The following is an 18,963-nucleotide window of genomic DNA, read 5'->3' as shown; positions in this document are numbered from 1 at the left end:
CATGGCGAGATCGACCGCTGCGTTCTACGAAGCCCTCGACGAGCTGATCGCGGCCGGCGACGATCTCTTCGTGCCCGTCGTAAAGCCGTCGCGGACGCCCGCCGACGATCAGTCCAGGCTCTTCCTCGAGGTGGTGGCGTTCCGCGAGCGCACCGGCCGGGCTCCAGACAGGAACGCCCGCGCACCGGACGAGATGCGGCTAGGGGTCAGGCTCGACAGCTTCCGCAAGGACGCCGCCAAGGTCGGCAAGCTGCGCCACCTTGATCAATACGGACTACTCGATGCGCCGATGGCGGCCGCCGTCAGCGAAGCGGCCCCGGCCAGCCTCGACGATCTCATCGCCGCCGGCGACGATCTCCTAAGCACCCCCGACGACCACATCTTCGACTTCCGCGAGACGCCGGTGCCGCAGCCGAAGGCGGAGACCGACACCATCGCCGAACGCACCGTCTGCAAGGACTTCGAAGCCTTCCGGCCCATCTTCGACGAGTGCATCGCCGACATCGCGAACGGCGCCCGCGCGACCGTCCCGACCAGCTCCACCTACCAGATCGGGGTCGGCGACATGTTCATCGTCGACGGCGCGCTGGCCTACATCGCCGAGGTCGATCGGCACACGCGCAACGACCGCGACGACGCCCGTCTGCGCATCATCTACGACAACGGCACCGAGAGCGACCACCTGCTGCGCTCGTTCGGCAAGGCCCTCTACCGCGCCGAGAACAGCCGCCGCGTGCTGACGACCGATGCGGGCGACCTGTTCAAGGACGCGAAGCCCGCCGTGACCGGCTGCGTCTACGTCGCGCGGACGCTGTCGACGAACCCGGCACTGGCCGACCTCGCCGACCACATCGTCAAGATCGGGTCGACCACCGAGACGGCCGCCGGCCGCATCGCCGGCGCCGCCTCCGATCCGACCTTCCTGCTCGCCGAGGCGAGGATCGTCGACGAATACGAGACCCGGGGCGTCCCGCCGAAGAAGATCGAGGGGCTGCTCCACCGCTTCTTCGGCGCCGCGTGCGTCGACGTCAGGCTGCCCGACCGCTTCGGTCGGTCCGTCGATCCGCGCGAGTGGTTTCTCGTGTCGAGGGTGTCCGTCGAGCAGGCCATGAGGCTGATCGCTACGAAGAGCCTGCATCTCTACCGCTACGACGTCGGGCAGGACCAGATCGTCCCTCTGGCGGAAGCCTGATCTCGCCATGATCGGATCGAACGAACAACGAACACTTGGCCGGCGTTGCACAAAGGCTATACCATCGCTCAGAGGCGCGAATGGCTAAGAACTCCCGGATCGAATGGACGACCCACACCTTCAACCCCTGGTGGGGGTGCGTGAAGGTGTCTCCCGCGTGCAAGCACTGCTACGCCGAGAGCTGGGCCAAGCGCGTCGGCAGCAAGGTATGGGGCATTAACGCCGAGCGCCGCTTCTTCGGCGACAAGCACTGGTCCGAGCCGCTGAAGTGGAACGCGGCCGCCGAGGCGACGGGCGAGCGCGCCCGTGTGTTCTGCGCGTCCATGGCCGACGTCTTCGAGGACCGGCGCGACCTCGACGTCCATCGCGCCCGTCTCTGGAAGCTGATCGAGGCGACGCCGCACCTCGACTGGCTCCTCCTCACCAAGCGCCCCGAGATCGTCGCCCGACTCGCGCCGTGGGGCGACGAGTGGCCAGCGAACGTCTGGCTCGGCACGACGGTCGAGAATCAGGAATACGCCGAGGAGCGCCTGCCGCACCTCGGCGCCATCCCCGCCGCCGTCCGCTTCATCTCGGCCGAGCCGCTGCTCGGTCCCCTCGACATCGGGCCGTGGGCCGACAAGCTCGACTGGGTGATCACCGGTGGCGAGAGCGGACCCAAGGCGCGGCCGTCGAGCCCGTCGTGGTTCCGCGACCTCCTCAACATCTGCATGGCGCACGACGTCGCCTTCCACTTCAAGCAGTGGGGCGACTGGGCGCCCGGTCAGGGCATCCCGCTCGCCAAGGCGCGGATGGAGACCGTGGCCGACGGCACCACCATGATCCGCGTCGGCAAGAAGATCGCCGGCCGAGAGCTGGACGGAGAGACATGGGACGAGCTCCCCGTCGCAAGAACAGCCTAGTCCCCGGCCATCCGGCCCTGTTCACGGAACAGGAGATCCCGATCCTCGAGAAACCCGAGGAGAAGGACTTCCGATCCCTGAAGACGCCGCTCTGGACGGAGAACAAGGCTAAGCTCATCCAAGAATACATCCGGCTCTTCACCTTCGTCACGAAGCACGGAACCTACATCGACGGCTTCGCCGCTCCCCAGCAGCGACATCTGAAGGAGCTCTGCTCCGCCAATCTCGTGCTCCAGGCACGGCCGCCGTGGATGCGCGAGTTCTGGCTATGCGATCTCGACCCCAAGGGCATCGAGCTCCTCGAGGAGATCAAGGCCGCGGAAGCGCTGCCCAAACGCCGGATCGAGGTGCTTCCGGGCGATTTCAACGAGCGGGTCCACGACATCCTCGGGGCCGGCACGATAACGCCGAAGACCGCGACCTTCGCACTGCTCGACCAGCGCGGGTTCGAATGCGACTGGGCCACGGTGCAGGCCATCGCCGGGCACAAGACGACCCACAAGATCGAGATCTTCTACTTTCTCGCGACCGGCTGGCTCGACCGCTCGATCGCGGCGGTGCGCCGGCCAGAGACTGCGGAGCGTCTGACGCGATGGTGGGGCCGGGACGACTGGCGCGATCTCCGAAAGGTATCGTCCGCCGAGCGCGGCCCGCTCCTCGCCGAGCGCTTCATGAACGAGCTCGGCTACGCCTACGCGAAGCCCTATCCCATACACAGCCAGCGGCGCGGCGGCCGGATCATGTATCACATGATCCATGCCACCGATCATAAGGAGGCGACGCCGCTCATGCTGCGCGCCTATCGCAAGACCTCCGGTCGCACCCTCGACGACAAAAGCGACCAGAGCGATCTCGAGGCCCTCCTTGCCGAGCTCCGCGAGACCGATGCCCTCGACGAAAGCGCTCCGACAGATCCGCCGATCGAGGTGACGACCAGAACGATTTCCGGCGGAAGCGCCGAGCCTGATCCCGATGCGATCGCGACCGACGCAGCGACCACCGATCTGGATCGCCTCGTTGCCGACCTCGAAGGCGACGCCGAACCGACGTTCGGCAGCGACCGCGAGCTGGAGCTGAGGGCCGCCATGGGCGACGCCGTCGCCGGCCTTGCCGCAGCTCTGGAGGCCCGCCGGCCCAAGCACGGCGAGATGGGGCACAACGGCCCTCCCGTCGACGACGACGGCAATCCGCTGCCGGAATCCCTCGTGGCCGAGATCAAGGACGCCTCCGCCATCATCGCCGAGGAGGCCGCGAAGGCCGAGCCCGATGCGCTGGACGTGGCCAAAGCGGCTTCGCGTCTCCAGAAGCTGTTGCACTGGTTCCAGCCGCGCATCGACATCTTCGCCGACGAGTTCGCGAAGAAGGCAGGAGGCGCCGCCGGCGCCGCGACCGTGGCCGGCGCGGGCATCGCCTGCGCAGCGCTGATCCCCCCGCTGCACGCCGCGATATCGGCATCGGCGCACTGGATCGCCACCGTGCTCGCAGCGCAGTGACAGGCCGACAGGCTCTCCGCCCCCGACTACCGCATGGCCGGGCTTGAGCACGTACTCCGAACGGGATAGCCAGACCCCGTCGCCGACGACGGGGGATCGACTTGCGCATTCCGGACTATCAGAGCCTCATGCTTCCGGTGCTGAAGGCCGCCGCTGAAGGCGATACGCGCGTGCCTGAGGTCGCCGACCGCATCGCGGACGATCTCGGCCTCTCCGAGGAGGAGCGCGACGAGCTGCTGCCGAGCGGGCGGCAGCGCATCCTCCACAACCGCATCCACTGGGCGAAGTTCTACATGACCAAGGCAGGGCTGATCGACAGCCCGAAACGGGGTCTCTTCCGCGCCAGCGAATCCGGCAGGACCCTTCTCGAGAGATCGCCGGCCGAGATCGACGTCGAGACGCTGAAAACATATCCCCCGTTTCTCGAGTGGTATGCCAAGTCGGTCGCCACGACGGGATCCGAAGAGGCGCCGGCCATCCGTGCCGCCTCCGTCGCCGATGCGACGCCGGAGGAGCAGATCGACTCCGCGCATGCGATCATCCACGCCGCCCTGAAGGCCGAGCTCCTCCAACGGATCCTCGCGCAAAGCGCGACCTTCTTCGAAGGCGTGATCGTCGATCTGCTGGTCGCCATGGGCTACGGAGGCACGCACGAGCGCGCCGCCCTGCGCCTCGGCAAGAGCGGGGATGGGGGCGTCGACGGCGTCATTGACGAGGACCGCCTCGGCCTCGACCGCATCTACGTGCAGGCCAAGCGATACTCGGCGCACGTGGGCGTCGGCCGCCCCGAGATCCAGGCGTTCGTCGGCAGTCTGGTTGGCCTCGGCGCCACCAAGGGCGTCTTCGTCACGACTTCGACCTTCAGCGCGCCGGCCCTCCAGTTCGTGCAGCACCTTCCTCAGCGCGTGATCCTGATCGACGGCGACCGGCTGGCGGAGCTCATGGTCGAGCACGACGTCGGCGTGCGCGCCAGTCGGACCATCGCCATCAAGCGCCTCGACGAGGACTTCTTCGTCGACGAATAGGTGACACCCTCACTCGGCCCGATCGCCCTCAAACCTTCGGTAAGGAGTCTCTCGATACTCCCTATGGACGCCGTCCGTCTCGGACCGCACCACCAGACCGGAGAGCAATCCGTTGCGGAAGCGCCATCTACGCGAGATCTGTTCCCTCTCATCGGGCGAGGCCGATCCCGGAATGCCGCCGTGGGCCAACCTCGTTGGCGCGAAGCTGCCCGGCATGAAGGAGACCGATCTCGCGGGAGCAGGGGTCTATGCCTGCTTCTGGGACGGCAAGCTCATCTACATCGGATCCTTCGTGGGACCAGAAGCGAATCCGTTCGGCGGGCATGTGGCCGACCGGATCTACAAGCACGTGATGGGCTTCACGCTGCGGGCCAAGAGCCTGGGCTTCAGCTCCGCGCCGCTCCGTTCGATCATGGACAATCTCGATCATGAGATCGCTCGCGATCTAGCGGCTGCGCGAGGCGCGAGCGACCGCCTGGAGAAGGGCTCAGTCAAGGCGACCTACAACAAGGCCCGCTTCGCAGCCCGCCACTGGACCGAGCTCCGCGACGCTTCGCCCGAGGCACTATTCGAGCGCTTCTCCTTCTCCTACCGGCGCATCGCACCGAACGCCCCCGCGGAAGACAAGCAGACCGTCAAGGAACGACGCATCAAGCCACTCGAGAAGGCACTGATCCGTCGGTTCGAGCCCATCTGCAACACCGAGTTCCGGCTTGGTCCAGACGGGCGCCCGGCGGAGCTGGACGAGGTGGCCGAAACCTTCGAAGCCATCTTCGACGCCCAACACGCCCTCGAACCGCCGCCCGGTTCGATGGCAGCATCCGCCAGCGCGTCGGCGCCGCACCGCATCGATGACGAGGAAGACCCCGAGATCGACCAGATGGTGCCTCCCGACTCCCGTTGGCAGGAATACTATACTGACGGCGGCCAACTCAGAGTTCGCGCCGTCCTCGCCAATGGATCTAGACGCGAAAGGACGTTGCTGTTTCGCGAGTCGAACGGCCGGGTCATCAGCTTGGCTGACTGCGCTCGACTGACTGCCTTGGGTCTTGAGGCGAAAGCCGTCCGTCGAGGACCAATGGTTTCTTCGATCGCCATCGACTTCGCCGGCGACCCCGTGCAACGCTCCAAGCTGTTGCGCAACATCCTCGAGGCCAGCCTGGCCACACTCGCGGCGTGATTGCCGCCTCGAACAGCAATGGAGTTCGTGCCGATGCGCAGGAACGCGCTCATGCGACCCTGCGCTCCACACGGCTGCCGTCCACGGTCTTCACGATCGAGAATCCGTTTGGCACCGCCTGTTGAACGAGAGGCACGTGCGAGATCAGCCCGACGGCACGGCTCTTCCCTACGATCTCCTGAAGGACCTGGAGCACGAGATCGAGCGTGCCACCGTCGTTCTCGGTGTCCAGGCTGCCGAACCCCTCGTCGATGAAGATCGTGTCGAGGCGGATCCGGCCGTGACTCATCTCGACGATGTCGGAGAGGCCCAGCGCAAGCGACAGGGCTGCGATGAAGGTCTCTCCGCCCGACAGCGTGCTGATCTCGCGTGCACGTCCCGTCTGGATGTCGTGCACACGGATGTCGAGGCCGCGCTTCGTGCGGCCGCCCACCGATTCCACGTCGCGAACAAGCCGATAGCGTCCCGCCGTCATCGGATCGAGGCGTAGGTTCGCGGCGTCGAGGACGTGGTCGAACATCGCGCCGATCGCGAAGGTCTCGAGCGGCGTGCGCATCACGTTGTCGCCGACGAACGCTTCGGCAAGCGCCCGCAGCGGTCCCGATTCCTCCTCCAGTTTCGCCAGCCGCTCCAGCTGATCGCGAAGCGAGCCCCGGAGATCCTCCAGCACCTTCCGCGCCGCCTCGGCGTCGGCCGCCACGCCGCGGGCGGTCGCGGCCTCACCCCGCGCCACGTCTCTCGCTCCGGCGGTCGCGACCGTGTCCGGCCGCTCCAGTCCGCCGACCGACGCTCTGGCGGCGGCCGCCTGCGCGTCTGAGAGGGCAAAGTCCTTCCGGAACGCGCCGATGCGCGCCTCGTGGGCCGCGATGTGCGGGATGGCCTCGCGTCCGACCGCGTATTGATCGGGGTCCAGCTCGAGTTCCGTCAGTCGCGAGCCGAAGGCGGTCACCGCCTTCGTCGCCTCCACCTCCGCCTTGGCGACCGCGTCGACAGCGCCCGCCACCTTGGCCGCGGCCGTGTCGCGATCGGTGGCGGCCTTGCGCAACCCGTCCTCGGCTTCCGCCAGCTTCTCGCGCAGCTTCGTCACGGCGCCGGCGATCTTCCGCGCCTCCTCGTCGACGGCGCCCTCCGCGCGAAGGGGCACCGGCACGCTCTCGATCGCGTCCGCGTAGGACCGGGCCGAAACGGCCTCGTCGGTCTTGGCCCTCTGCAATCCGTCGAGAGCGGCAGCCAGATCGGTCGTGGCGATGCCGAGGAGCCGCTTCGCCTCCGCCGACTGCGTCTCCAGATCCGCGACGTCCGTCGCCGTGCCCAAGGTCGCGATCTCGCTCTTGAGCCGGGCGACCTCAGCGTCCGCCTCCTTGAGACCGATCCGGGGCTGCGGGAGCAGCGCGAGGTCGGCCTGCCGATCGGCGAGCGCATCCCCGGCCGCCTTGACAGCCGCCTCGGCGAGGCTCTCGCGACGCACGGCCGCGTCGCTGGCCTCGCGTGCCGACCGCATCTCCGTCTCGAGCCGCCGCGGATCGCCTTCTCCCCGAGCCGGCGAGGGATGCTCCGCGCTTCCGCACACGGGGCAGGGCTCCCCGTCGACCAGATGCATGTCAGCGAGGACCTGCGCCTGCGCGCCGATGAACGCGCGTTCGGCGTCGGCAGCCTGGTCGCGCAACGGCCCGACCAGCGCCAGCGCGTCGGCATGCGCCTTCACGAGACCGTCTAGGCCGGTCTTCGCTTCCGACGCCTTGCGTCCCGCGTCGGCGTGAGCCTTCGCCTCCCGCTGCTCGCCCACAGCCGTGGCAAGGTTCGCCGTCAAGTCGGACCGACGCACGTTCGCCTTCTGGGCGGAGTCGATCCGTCCAGCCAGCGACGCGACCAGACCGTCCAGGCGGGTCTTCTCGGCATCCGCCCGATCGAAGCCGGTCTGCGCCACGTCCAGCTTACCGTGCTTCGCCTCGTGATCGGCCTTGAGATCGCCGGCGCCGACGAGGGCGGCCCTATGCCGTTCCACCTCGGCCGCCCTGACCAGCAGGCCGTCGATCTGCTCCGCCTCCCTGCGTTCGCGCACGGCGGCGGCTTCGAACTGAGCGTGCTTCTCCGTCGCGAGGCGCGCCGCCTCGCGAATACGCTCCTCCTCGACGACGGCGTTGCCATGGGCGCGGCGGAGTTCGGTGACACGGGTCTCCAGATCGACGGCCCGCTGCGCCTTCTGCGCGCGGGCGACCACGACCTCGAGCGCCTCGATCGCCGGACGGCCTTCCTCAAGCTCCGCCATGCGCCGATCGGCTCTCTCGACCCCCGCGAAGAGGCCCTCGATCCGTTCCGCTTCGAGATGCGCCTTCTCCGCGTCGCGGGCGGCGGTCTCCGCCAGCACCGCCTTCGCGCGTCGGTCGTCGACGGTCACGCCCGCCTCGGCGATGCCCGTCTCCAGCTCGTCCGTGCTCGCGAAGCCGGCGTCGGCCAGGCGCTGCGCCATGATCCGATGCCCGTCGTCGAAGTCCCGGCGCGCCGACGCCGCCTGCTCCTTCATCCGCTCCGCGATCCTGCGATAGACGCTGACGTCGAACAGCTCGCGCAGAATCGCCACGCGCTCGTTGCTGTCTGCGACCAGGAAGCGTTCGAACCGCCCCTGCGGCAGGAGCACGATCTGGCGGAACTGCTCGACGCCGTAGCCGAGAAGCTCCTTCACCAGCCGCGCGACCTCGCCGACCTTGGTCTCGGCCAGCACGACGCCGCAGTTGTCGGCGGTGACCTCCTCGACCGGAACCTCGGTCGCGTCGAAGAGCCAGGCCTTGTGGCTTTCGGTCGTCTCCCCGTCGCCACGCTTCTTCGGCCGCGTCTGGTCGGGCTGCCGACGGATGTAGTAGCGGCGCTCGCCGATCTCGAAGAGCAGGGACACCTCGGTCGGCTGGTCGGCGTCGGCATGCCCGGACCGCATCGTCGCGATCGACTGCTCCCTCTTCGCGCCCTCGCCGAACAGCGCGAACGTCATGGCGCTGAAGATCGACGACTTGCCCGATCCGGTCGGGCCGTAGATCCCGAACAGACCGGCGTCCGTCGCCTCCCGGAAATCGACCTGCTCGGTGCCGGCATAGGGGCCGAACGCCGAGATCGTGAGCCGGATCGGCCTCATGCCTCCTCTCCCGCGATCGCGAGGTCGGCCAGCGCCTCGACGACGAGCGATCCCTCCGCTTCCGTCATCGGCTTCTCCCGCACGAAGCCCATGAAGCTGGCGATGACGTCCTGCGGCCGCTCAAGCGCCGCGCGCCCGTCCCGAAGGCTTCGCGCGCCGGCGCTCTCGTGTCTCTCGTAGGAGAGCTGGACGGCATGGGGATACAACTTGCGCAACCGCTTCATCGGATCGATCTGCGGCGTCTCGTCAGTGAGCACGACGCTCACCAGATCGCTCGACCCCTCGGGTGCCGCGAGCAGCTCGGCGAGCTTGCCGCGCAGAGTCCTGACGTTCCGTCGGGGAACGATTGGCAGCGCCGTCGTCACGATCGAGCCGTCGGCCGCCATGTCGACGAGCGTCATCGACTTCCCGTGACCCTCCTCGTCGAAGCCGAATGCCAACGGCGCGCCCGAGTAGCGGACGTGCCCGGCCCCGACCGCCTGCGGACGGTGGAGATGGCCGAGGGCGACATAGTGAGCACCGACGAAGACCGAAGCGGGGACCGTCTCGATCCCGCCGACTGCGCGGGTCAAGGGTCGCTCGCCCTCGCTGGTCGATGCGCCCTCCACGAAGGCGTGCGCGACGACGACCCACCGTGCACCGGCCGGCACATGACGTCGCGCGCTCGCGATCTGTTCGGCCAGCACGTCCGCCGGGCACGATATGGCGTCGTTCGCATAGCAGGCGCGCGCCGCGAACTCGTAGGAGAAGGGCAGGGCCGATATGGCCACCGGACCGAACTCGTCCTCGAGCAGCAGCGGCCGCTCTTCCGGATCAAGGGGGCCGCGCACGAGCGACCGCTCCGGATCGGCCAGCACGCCCATCATGCCGATCTGCGCGGCGGAGTCGTGGTTGCCGGCGATCAGCACGATGGCGGTTCCGCACGTCGCGCCGACGCGCTGGACGAAGTCGCCGAAGCGGCGCAGCGCCGACTGAGGCGGCGTCGCCCGGTCGAAGATGTCGCCGGCGATGACCAGAACGTCGGGCGCGTGCTCGGCGATCGCCGCCTCGACCTGCGCGAGGACGGCGTCATGATCCTCGTCCAGGGACGCCCCGTGGAACTGGCGTCCGAGATGCCAGTCGCTAGTATGGAGGATCCGCATCGTGGCCAGTCCGTCTAATTAGTGAACGTATAGAAATTAGATGGACTCAACGCGAGTCGTCAAGTAGCGTTCGCCTTCGATGGAGACCGACGATCTCAAACCCGCGATCAGGACGCGATTGGCTTGGCTCGACCAGTGCTTCGCATGGAGGGGGCAGGCGAACCGCAGTGACCTGATCGAGCGCTTTGGCATCTCGCCGGCACAGGCCGCCATCGACTTCCGCGTCTACCTCGCGAAGTGCCGTGAACCAGCTCCGTTCTACGACACGGTCCGCAAGGCCTACGTCGCCTCCGACCGCCATGTCGGCCTCGCCGAACCCGGCGACGCCCCTCCGATGCTCGACGTGGTGGCCAGCGGAGCGGGCCGTCGGTTCGAGGCGCTTCCCTCGCCGTCGCGCCTTTGTCCTGCCTCCGTCGTGCGTCATCTCTATCAGGCGATGGAGCTCGGCCGTCGGATCGAGATCGACTACGCGTCGATGAGCACCGGCGACCGACAGACCCAGTGGATCGCACCAGCGCGGATCGGCTTCGACGGTGAGCGCATCCACTTTCGCGCATGGAGCTATCGACACGGCGAGTGGCGCGACTATCTGCCGGTCCGGGTGTCCGAGGCCAGCAGCTTCGCAACGGAGGCGCCACCGGATGCCCTGCCGATCGACGAGCAATGGGAGACCCGCGTCCGGATCGAGCTGCGTCCCAGGTCCGACCTCTCGCCGGAACAGCAGAAGGCCGTGCGCCTCGAATACGGGTTCGAAGGCGACTTCCTCGTCGTCGAGACGAACGAGGCGCTGGCCTTCTACGTCGATCGCAGATGGGGACTCGATCTTCCCGGCTCCCGCCTGGAACGGCGTGACCGCGACCCCGCTCCCTCATCACGAACAGGACCGACAGCCCATGCCGCTCGCGAAGGGGATTGAGGATTTCGACGCCGGGCGCACCGCGCCGGACGTCACCGCCCTCGATTTCGCCAACCTGCTCGCGCACAAGGACGCGATACTCGGCATCTATCGAGGCGATCCGTCCTTCCTCACCCGACCATACGCTGTGGCCACCGGTCATGGGGGCGCTCTCCGCTGCGCACCGGCGCAGGCAAACGCGCTCTTCGCGAAGCTGATCGAGGCAGAGGTTCCCTGGATGGCCTTCCAGGTCGATCGCTACTTCCCCGAATGGTCCGACGTGACGTTCCGATCCGAAGCCGGCGAACCCGCACTGGTCGTGCTCGCCGACAGGCGGAAGGACCGCACCTTCTGGGATGGCCGCAATCCACTCGCCTACGGCCTCATCGACCTAACGCTGTACTTTGTCCACCTTCTCAACATCTATGTCCCGAACGCTCCCGTCCTGAAGAACGTCTACGCCGTGAACGTCCATGAGGACGCGATCGGACGACAGAACGAATCTCATGCCCGCGCCGCCGTCGAAAAGGTCGTGCAGAGATTCCTCCCGGCGTCCGGCGACGATGGCGCTCTGCGTCTCCGCGACCTCGTCCGACTCATAAAGGCCGATCTCCTCCGGCCCGCTCCAAGGCTCAATCGCGGCCTCGCGTTCGAGCAGGAATGCATGAATCGTCTGAGCGCAGCCGGCTTCGAAGTTCGGGCCACGCCGGCGAGTGGAGACTTCGGCGCGGACATCATCGCCCAGAAGGACGATCTCTCCTATGCGATCCAATGCAAGGATACGTCCAAACCGGTAGGGGTGAAGGCCGTTCAGGAGGCCATCGGTGCGCGAACCCACTACAAGCTGGATTTCGCGGTCGTCTGCGCGGTGGCCGGCTTCACGGACGCCGCCGTCGAGCTCGCGGCCTCCGCCAAGGTGATAATATGCAACGCGGAGCAGCTGGCCCGGCGACTCGACGCGGTGTGACGAGACAGTCGGCTTCGACTGAAACGGAAAGGACGAACGGATGAACGATGCCGAAGCCCTCGCTGCCGAGATCCGGTCCGCTGCCACATCCGCAGGCTCCCATCTCGTCGCCGCGCCGCTTCATACGGAGCGGTCCGCATATCCGACGGTCCTGCTCTCCACCGAGGAGATCGTTAGGCTGGTCATCGCGGTTCGCCCGGCCATCATATATGCCGTCGAAACGACCCTGGATCCTGCCGTCGAGGTGGAGGCTGCGATCGAGGAGATCGGCGCCGAGCCGGATGACGACGCGTCGACGGACATCAGGCGGGCCGGAAAACCGCTAGCCGCTCATGACGGCGATTCCGCCCGAACGACGGTCGAATTCGTCGCGGGAGGCGTGCTGCACGCCGCTTATGCGGAGGCCGCCTGGATCACTGAGTTCGAGCGTGAAGTCGAGGCGATCTCACTCCGCGTTGCCGACCAGGAGGAAGCGGGCGAGCGATTGGCTGGGAAGGAGACTGCGGCGCATATCCGCGCGCTCGCCGAGCGCCTGCTGTCCGATCCGGCCTTCGACGGCGGGCGCCCGTCGTTCGCGAAGCGGCGGTTTCTCGCTGGCGAGCTGTTTCCCGACGAGGACGACCACATCCTCGGTGCCGTCACCGAGATGGCCGAGAATCTGCGGTGGCTCGCAGCCGGTAGAACCTGACGCCGGCGATATGCCGATGCGCCCTCGACGGCAGATCCAAGACCGCGGTCATCGCACGGGCGCCAAGTCTACGCGCTGTCGATCCTGGTCTTCGCCGTCGAGGTCAAGCGCCGCACGCCGAACAGGCGGGCCACCTCGGTCGCGTCCCGACCGTTGCGCGCCACGCGGATTTCGGCAAGCGAGATGTCCTCGATCTGGCGGATGTCGTCCATCGAGGCCGGAGCTCGGGCATGCCCCCAGACCGCGCAGTCGGCCTCCGTCGACCAGACGAACCTGCCGCCGCTCGATTCCTCCTGCACGAAGTGCTCGCGCTCCGCGACCGCCATGACACGGTCGCGGATGACCCTTCCTGCTCGCTGGAAGCCGTGCGCCCGCGCTATGCGCTGAACCAGCAGGCTCTCGGCTATAGGCGCCTCGAACCGCAGCACGTGAGCCACCAGTCTGGCGAGAAGGTCGTCATAGGAGGCCTCGTAGAAGCGGAGCGGATCAAGCTCGCCCTCGAACGTCTTGAACGCCGTCGCGCGGTAGAGGTCGGTCTCCGCCGACCAGCCGGCCGCCGCGGCGACGATCGGCTCAGCCGCCCGGGCATAGATCGGTTCGCGCCTTTCGCTCCCGTGATCGACGATCAGGACCGGGTCCGGCTCGCCAGTGGCGACGTCGCCCACGTCGCCCTCTACGTCGTCGGTCTCCGGCACCGCCGTGCGGGAGGGCGCTACGATCTCGATGATCTCGTCGTGCGGCGTCCGGGCATCCGAGGCGAGAGGGTCCGCGGCGGCTGCCTCCGCCTCCGCTCGCGCCGTGCGATCTGCGTCCAGCAGCGCCTCGATGCGAGCGTGCAGCTTGTCGGCCGCGCGGTCGCGGTCGATCCACCAGTCCGTCGACCACGTCCGCACCAGCGTCCAGCCGAGTCCTTCCAGAATGGCCTGACGGACCTTGTCGCGATCACGAGCGGTGGCGGCGCTGTGGTAGGAGGCGCCGTCGCACTCCACACCGACCAGATAGTCGCCCGGCCGATCCGGGTGGACGATGCCGAGATCGATGCGGAACTTCGACACGCCGACCTGCGGCACGGCCGTCCAGCCCCGTCGGCGCAGCTCGGTGGTCACCGCCTCCTCGAACGGCGAATCCGCGCCACCCATCGATCCCTTGTTCGCTTCGGCGATCGCGCGCGGCCCGCGTTCCGCGAACTCGATGAACGCCTTGAGGTCGCGAACGCCTCCCGACGCCGTGCGGGTCAGGTCGATCATGCCCGGATCGAAGGAGGTGAACACCTTCATCTCCCGCCGCGCGCGCGTCGCGGCGACGTTGAGGCGACGCTCGCCGCCGAAGTTGTTGAGCTTGCCGAACGACATCGACATGGTCTGACCGCCCGGCTCGGTCGGCCCGAAGTTGACTCCGAGCAGGATCACGTCGCGCTCGTCGCCCTGGACGGTCTCGAGGTTGCGCACGCAGACCGGCTCCAGCCGCGTCTCCGCATCGAAGTGCGGCTCGATCGCGGGATGAGCGCGGCGGGCCTTGTCGAGCAGGTCCTCGACCAGCCGCATCTGCTCGGCGTTCATCGTGATGATGCCGAGGCTGAGCGGCGCGCCCCTCTCGTCCACGAAGGCCGGATCGCGCAGGCGACGCACCGCCTCGTCGACGATCGCCTGCGCCTCGATCGGATTGGTCTTGATGCCGCTCGTGTAGACGCCCGGCACCTTCTGCCAGGTGACCGCGCTCGGCCGGGTCTCCGGCGGCGGGAAGGTGACCAGCTCGTTCCCGTAGTAGCGCGCGTTCGAGAAGGTGATGAGGCTCTCGTGACGGCTGCGGTAGTGCCAGCTCAGCCGATGGCTCGGCACGCCGGCCCCCAGGCATTCGTCGAGGATGCTCGGCAGATCCGGCACGGTGTCGTCGTCCACGGTGGCCGCGCCGGTGCCGCGCTGGAAGTCGTTGCTCGGCGGCATCTGCTTGGGATCGCCGGCGATGATGACCTGCTTGCCCCGCGCCATCGCTCCGATCGCGTCCCAGGGCGTGATCTGCGAGGCCTCGTCGAAGATGACCAGATCGAAGAGCGCCTGATCGGCAGGCAGATACTGCGCGATCGAGAGCGGGCTCATCAGCATGCAGGGCGCCAGTCGCGTGAAGGCGTCGCCCATCTCCGAGGCCAGCTTCCGTATCGGCATGCTCGGCCGCTGCAACTGGAGCTGATGCTTCAGCGTCCCGTATCCGTCCTTCTTGCCTACCTCGCTCTTGTCCGGAATCAGTCCGCAGAGCCTGGCGCGGATGTAGCGCGACGACAGCTCGCCCATCCGGTCGTCGAGCTCGCGGAAGCGCGCGATGCGGTCCTCCTGCTCGCCGGCCATGAACTGGGTGAGCAGAGGTTCCTGGTCGATGCGGACGAAGGCGAACCAGCGGGCGTAGGCCGTCTCGAAGGTCTCGACCGATGCCTCGGGCGCGACGGCACCGCGCTCCAGCGCCTCGACGAGCGGCGCGATCCCGGCCTGCAAAGCCTCGTCGCGGACGCGCCGCCAGGCGGTCCAGTCGTTGAGGCGACGCGCATGCGCGACGACGACGGCGGCACGCGCCCGCAGGCCGTCGAATCCCGCGCCCGCCGGAGCCGCACAGAGCTCGTCGAAGCGACCGACGACCCGGTCCATCCTCTCCAGCGAGCCGCGCAGCCTCTCCGCGGCGCCGGCCACCGGTCCGTCGCCCGCCAGCATCTCGTTCGCGTCAACGACGAGCGTGGACACCGCGCGACGAAGCTCGACCAGCGTCTCGGGTCCGTCGGCCTGCGCCGCGATCGCGGCACGGAGCCGCTCGGCGCGGCCGATGGCCTGCTCGACCAGGGCACCGTCCGTGGCGAGCCCCGCCCAGCCGGGGATGCCCGACGCGCGAACGGCCAGGGCGTCGATCCGCGCCAGCAGATCGCGCATCGCGAGGAGGCGCGGCAGATCCGCCTCGGGCTCGACCGGCCCCGAGGCCCCGCCGGCCTGGGCGAGCGAGCGCGCGACCTTCCGCTGCGCGAGCGCGGCGAAGAACCAGAACCTGCCGGACGCCACGGTCCAGGCCGCCTGCGTCCCCTCGATGTCGATCCTGCGCGCCGCCTCGGGGGCATAGGCCGCGCTCAGCGCTCCCTCCTCGGCGCGGTAGCGATCGATCAGCGCCACCGCCTCGCGCACCGCCGTCACGCGGTCCGCCATGTCGGGCGCGAAGGCGAAGCGCACGTCGTGCCCGTGCGTGGTGAGACAGAGCTCGACGAATTCCACCAGCGCCCGCAGCTGGTCCCGGTCCTCGCCGGGGAGCGGGAGCTTCGTCGCGGTGCTGACGCCGGACCGGCCGGTCTCGACGGCGTCGATGGCGCCGGGCACCTCGCCAGCGGAGGCGACGATGTCCTCCTGCCAGCCGTTCGACCATTCGGTGCGCGCGACGCCGTCCAGCTCGGCCGGAAGATCGGTCACCGCCTTGCGCGCGATGCCGAGCCTGCGCGCGACGTCGCGGAAGCGCACCATGTCCTCGCCCGAATGGCGAACCGACGCCGCGAAGGCGAAGCGCGGCGTGGACCCGGTCGCGTCGCGCACGGTCCTCCCGATCGCCCGATGGATCGTCCAGCCGTTCGGCTCTTCGAGATGGAGCAGGGCCACCACGCCGTTGAGGTCGTCGCGCAGGCGCCTCGTCTCCGCCGCCTCGCGTTCCCACTCCTCGGCGGTGAGCGCGTCGCGCGCCGTCCAGGCGCTGTCGAGCTGCTTCAGCACCGCCGACTTGGTCGCCTTGGCCGAGTGCAGCTCGAGGCAGAAGGGCGCCAGCCCCTTGTCGGCGAGACGCCGCTGCACGACCTCGAGCGCCGCCCGCTTCTCGGCGACGAACAGCACGCGCCGTCCGAGCGCCAGGTTGTGCGCGATGATGTTGGAGATGGTCTGCGACTTGCCGGTGCCCGGCGGCCCGTCGAGAACGAAGTCCCGGCCCTCGGCCGACGCGATGACCGCAACCAGCTGGGAGCTGTCCGCCGGGAGCGGGGTGAACAGCCTCGCGGGGTCGACCTTGGCGTCCATCTCCTCGGCGCGGGGGAAGCCACTCCTGTCGACCTGCACCGACCCGTCGCGATCGATCAGGTGGCGGACGAGCGGGCTCTCCTTCAGCCGGTCCGCGCGATCGACCAGATCCTTCCACATGAGATACTTGGCGAACGAGAAGGTGCCGATCACGACCTCGGGCACTACCTCGAAGCCGGCGATGTCGCGCACCGCCTCGCGGACCCTGCGCCAGACGCCCGGGACGTCGATGCCGCTGTGGTCCTTGGGCAGCTCGCCGTCGAGCCCCGGAATGGTCAGCTCGAAGTCCTGCCGGAGCAACTCGAGCAGTGTCAAGTTGAAGCGCGGCTCGTCCTCGTGCGCGATCATCGTGACGCCGGAGAGCGCGCTCTTCCGCTCCAATCGCACCGGCAGCAGGATCAGCGGTGCGCGATACACCTTCTCCTCGGTCGGCGACTTCTTCCACTTCAGGAAGCCCATCGCGAGGTAGAGCGTGTTGGCGCCGCCCTCCTCGAGATCGGTGCGCGCCTTGCGGTAGAGCTCGACCAGAGACGCGTCGAGCTTGTCCTTGGGCAGCAGCGAAAGCGCCTCGCCGCGCCTCATCGCCTGTTCCGCGACCTCGAGCCGCAGGCTCGTCTGGGTCTGCTGCTCGTAGAGCCTCTCGTCGCGCCCGCCGACGTCGAGATCCGGCATCGGCACGATGCGGATCTTCTTCCCGTCCGCAAGAAGGTCCTCCAGCGCGCCGGGATCCGGGCAGAGCAGCTTCACAACGCTCTTGCCCTCGCGCAGGCTCAGCAGGTTGTTGCTCGTGGTGAGGTTCAGCAGCTTGCGCTGCCACTGGAGGATGCGGCCGGTGGCGGTCGGCGCCTCCTCGCTCACCTCGACGTCGAAAGCGGGCAGGTCGGGTGCGACCTCCAAGCCCTCGGCCATGGCGACGACGACCTCGTCGGAGGGCGAATGGCCGGTCCCGGCGACGCCGAGCGGACGGATTCGCTGCATCCGCGCGCGGCGCACGTCGATCGCCATCTCGAAGCGCCCATCCGCCTCTTCCGCGATCTCCCGGCGCGCTGTCGCCATGGCCTGACTGAAGCTCGCCGGAGGATTCTGCGTCGCGAGCGTGGTCTCGAACACGACGAGGTCGTCGAGGTCGAACCTCCGGCGCAGCGCCGCCGCCTCGTCCGTCACCAGCGCCGCGAACTCCACGGGCTGGAGCCACACGCCGACGAAGGCGTGCCCCTCCGTCAGGACCAGGAGCGGGTTGAGGCTGGCCTGCTCCAGCGCCGCCGCGAATAGCAGCGCGGTGTCGAGGCACGTCGCCACCCCGCCTGCTAGGATCTGCGAGGGCGTACGCACCTTCTGCCCCGTGCGCTCGAAGCTGGCCGGCGGCAGCGCGTAGGAGAGCCGCAGACCCGCGACGGCGGACCAGACCGCAGACGCCAGCTCCCACACCCGTTCCCGCTTCCCCGACTGGTAGCCGTCGAGGGCGTCCGGCTTGCCGGCCCGGCGCAGCACGTCCGACGCCGTCTTCAGCACCTTGTCGACCGCCGGGTCGTTGGGCATCACGAACGCGGGCAGCAGCTCCGCCATCGTCGAGAGGCCGCCCCACTGGTTGTGGGCGAGCAGTTCGACCGGATGAGCGCACTCGGCGAGCACTGCGCCGGTCGCGTCGGCGAGCGACAGCGACAGCGTCCCGGTCATGCTCTCGGTCAGATCGTGGAGGAGGGTCGCGTTGAGGGCGACGTCGCGATCGGCGACGTCGATCTCGTCGCCGGGCGCCATCGCGTCGATGCGCCACGTCTTCGCCTGCACGAACGGCGGATCGGCGGAGAGCGTGAGGACGAGATCGCTCGCCTTCTCCCCTTCCAAAGGCGCGGCGACCTTGAGGTCGCGGATGACGGGAATCGCGTTCTGATGCGTCGCGAAGCCGATCTTCGCCGCTACGGCAACCTCAACAGTCCAAGACACGAAAAGCCCCCTCTTACGCCGACGCCCCCGCTACAGCCGACCTTCCCTACTTGGATTCGACTTGCCGCACCATCTCAACAACGGGCCGGACCGACGGAAATCGCTCCGTTTAGAACGCAAACAGTGATCCCGCCGTGCGGTCGAACCATCTCCGTCCGTCATCGGATCGATCGAAGCGCGACGGAAGGCGAGAGGCACCCGTTCGGCCGATGGTCGAGCATCCGCGCTCGGAGTGGGCGCATCCCAGCCTGGAGCAAGAGCTTCGCGATTTCCGGGTCGGCAGCCGGCGGCGACCGACCGCCCCGTCGTGCGTCACCAATAACGTCTGCTCATAGCAGCGCCACAGAATAATGATAACACAGATATTTACTGCTTCGATC

The 18,963-nt window shown here is 68.2% G+C and carries 11 protein-coding genes; 8 read left to right on the top strand and 3 right to left on the bottom strand.

What is annotated here, in order from left to right:
* The first annotated feature begins 1 nt into the window (after position 1).
* The 5 genes from QGN17_RS14675 to QGN17_RS14655 all read left to right on the top strand — a co-directional run bounded on the left by QGN17_RS14675 (position 2) and on the right by QGN17_RS14655 (position 5,792).
* Positions 2-1,192, top strand: a complete 1,191-nt coding sequence (locus QGN17_RS14675) for a GIY-YIG nuclease family protein (RefSeq protein ID WP_281045341.1) — start codon at positions 2-4, stop codon at positions 1,190-1,192.
* A gap of 80 nt (positions 1,193-1,272) precedes the next feature.
* On the top strand, positions 1,273-2,094 hold the full coding sequence (locus QGN17_RS14670; protein WP_281045340.1) for a DUF5131 family protein: 822 nt from the start codon (positions 1,273-1,275) through the stop codon (positions 2,092-2,094).
* Positions 2,061-3,587, top strand: a complete 1,527-nt coding sequence (tcmP, locus tag QGN17_RS14665) for a three-Cys-motif partner protein TcmP (RefSeq protein ID WP_281045762.1) — start codon at positions 2,061-2,063, stop codon at positions 3,585-3,587. Before QGN17_RS14670 ends, tcmP begins: the two co-directional genes overlap by 34 nt.
* Positions 3,588-3,688: 101 nt before the next feature.
* A complete protein-coding gene (locus QGN17_RS14660) occupies positions 3,689-4,612 on the top strand; it encodes a restriction endonuclease (protein ID WP_281045339.1) in 924 nt (307 codons plus the stop codon).
* A 112-nt stretch (positions 4,613-4,724) separates the two neighbouring features.
* Positions 4,725-5,792 (top strand): hypothetical protein, encoded by a 1,068-nt coding sequence (locus QGN17_RS14655; RefSeq protein ID WP_281045338.1) that lies wholly within the window; start codon positions 4,725-4,727, stop codon positions 5,790-5,792.
* 49 nt (positions 5,793-5,841) lie between these two features.
* On the opposite strand, the gene QGN17_RS14650 is transcribed toward QGN17_RS14655, so the two are convergent.
* The gene (locus tag QGN17_RS14650; protein ID WP_281045337.1) at positions 5,842-8,919 is read right to left on the bottom strand and encodes an AAA family ATPase; all 3,078 of its coding nucleotides are present in this window, start codon (positions 8,917-8,919) and stop codon (positions 5,842-5,844) included.
* Entirely contained in the window at positions 8,916-10,061 is a 1,146-nt protein-coding gene (locus QGN17_RS14645; protein WP_281045336.1) for an exonuclease SbcCD subunit D, read from the bottom strand. The genes QGN17_RS14650 and QGN17_RS14645 overlap by 4 nt, the downstream gene beginning before the upstream one ends.
* Before the next feature lie 79 nt (positions 10,062-10,140).
* Between QGN17_RS14645 and QGN17_RS14640 the strand changes: the two genes are divergently transcribed.
* Genes QGN17_RS14640 through QGN17_RS14630 form a run of 3 tightly spaced genes read left to right on the top strand, consistent with a single transcriptional unit; the run spans position 10,141 to position 12,611 of the window.
* The gene (locus QGN17_RS14640; protein ID WP_281045335.1) at positions 10,141-10,977 is read left to right on the top strand and encodes a WYL domain-containing protein; all 837 of its coding nucleotides are present in this window, start codon (positions 10,141-10,143) and stop codon (positions 10,975-10,977) included.
* Positions 10,955-11,923: a restriction endonuclease gene (locus tag QGN17_RS14635; protein WP_281045334.1), complete on the top strand. Its 969-nt coding sequence runs from the start codon at positions 10,955-10,957 to the stop codon at positions 11,921-11,923. Before QGN17_RS14640 ends, QGN17_RS14635 begins: the two co-directional genes overlap by 23 nt.
* 40 nt (positions 11,924-11,963) lie before the next feature.
* Complete coding sequence (locus QGN17_RS14630) at positions 11,964-12,611, top strand: hypothetical protein (RefSeq protein ID WP_281045333.1); 648 nt, start codon at positions 11,964-11,966, stop codon at positions 12,609-12,611.
* Positions 12,612-12,679: 68 nt separating this feature from the next.
* Here QGN17_RS14630 and QGN17_RS14625 read toward each other — a convergent pair whose 3' ends face one another.
* On the bottom strand, positions 12,680-18,583 hold the full coding sequence (locus QGN17_RS14625) for a DUF3320 domain-containing protein (RefSeq protein ID WP_281045332.1): 5,904 nt from the start codon (positions 18,581-18,583) through the stop codon (positions 12,680-12,682).
* Positions 18,584-18,963: the final 380 nt, after the last annotated feature.

Origin of the sequence: Sphingomonas oryzagri (genome assembly GCF_029906645.1) — a bacterium.
Taxonomy (GTDB): domain Bacteria; phylum Pseudomonadota; class Alphaproteobacteria; order Sphingomonadales; family Sphingomonadaceae; genus Solisphingomonas; species Solisphingomonas oryzagri.
Note: the sequence above shows the minus strand (reverse complement) of the source record. Positions and strands in the feature narration are given on the sequence as shown.

What these genes read in the sequence shown, in the direction of transcription:
- tcmP (WP_281045762.1), top strand. Translation starts at nt 2,061, where the DNA reads ATGGGACGAGCTCCCCGTCGCAAGAACAGCCTAGTCCCCGGCCATCCG.
- QGN17_RS14675 (WP_281045341.1), top strand. Translation starts at nt 2, where the DNA reads ATGGCGAGATCGACCGCTGCGTTCTACGAAGCCCTCGACGAGCTGATC.
- QGN17_RS14630 (WP_281045333.1), top strand. Translation starts at nt 11,964, where the DNA reads ATGAACGATGCCGAAGCCCTCGCTGCCGAGATCCGGTCCGCTGCCACA.
- QGN17_RS14645 (WP_281045336.1), bottom strand. Translation starts at nt 10,061, where the DNA reads ATGCGGATCCTCCATACTAGCGACTGGCATCTCGGACGCCAGTTCCAC.
- QGN17_RS14635 (WP_281045334.1), top strand. Translation starts at nt 10,955, where the DNA reads ATGCCGCTCGCGAAGGGGATTGAGGATTTCGACGCCGGGCGCACCGCG.
- QGN17_RS14670 (WP_281045340.1), top strand. Translation starts at nt 1,273, where the DNA reads ATGGCTAAGAACTCCCGGATCGAATGGACGACCCACACCTTCAACCCC.
- QGN17_RS14650 (WP_281045337.1), bottom strand. Translation starts at nt 8,919, where the DNA reads ATGAGGCCGATCCGGCTCACGATCTCGGCGTTCGGCCCCTATGCCGGC.
- QGN17_RS14640 (WP_281045335.1), top strand. Translation starts at nt 10,141, where the DNA reads ATGGAGACCGACGATCTCAAACCCGCGATCAGGACGCGATTGGCTTGG.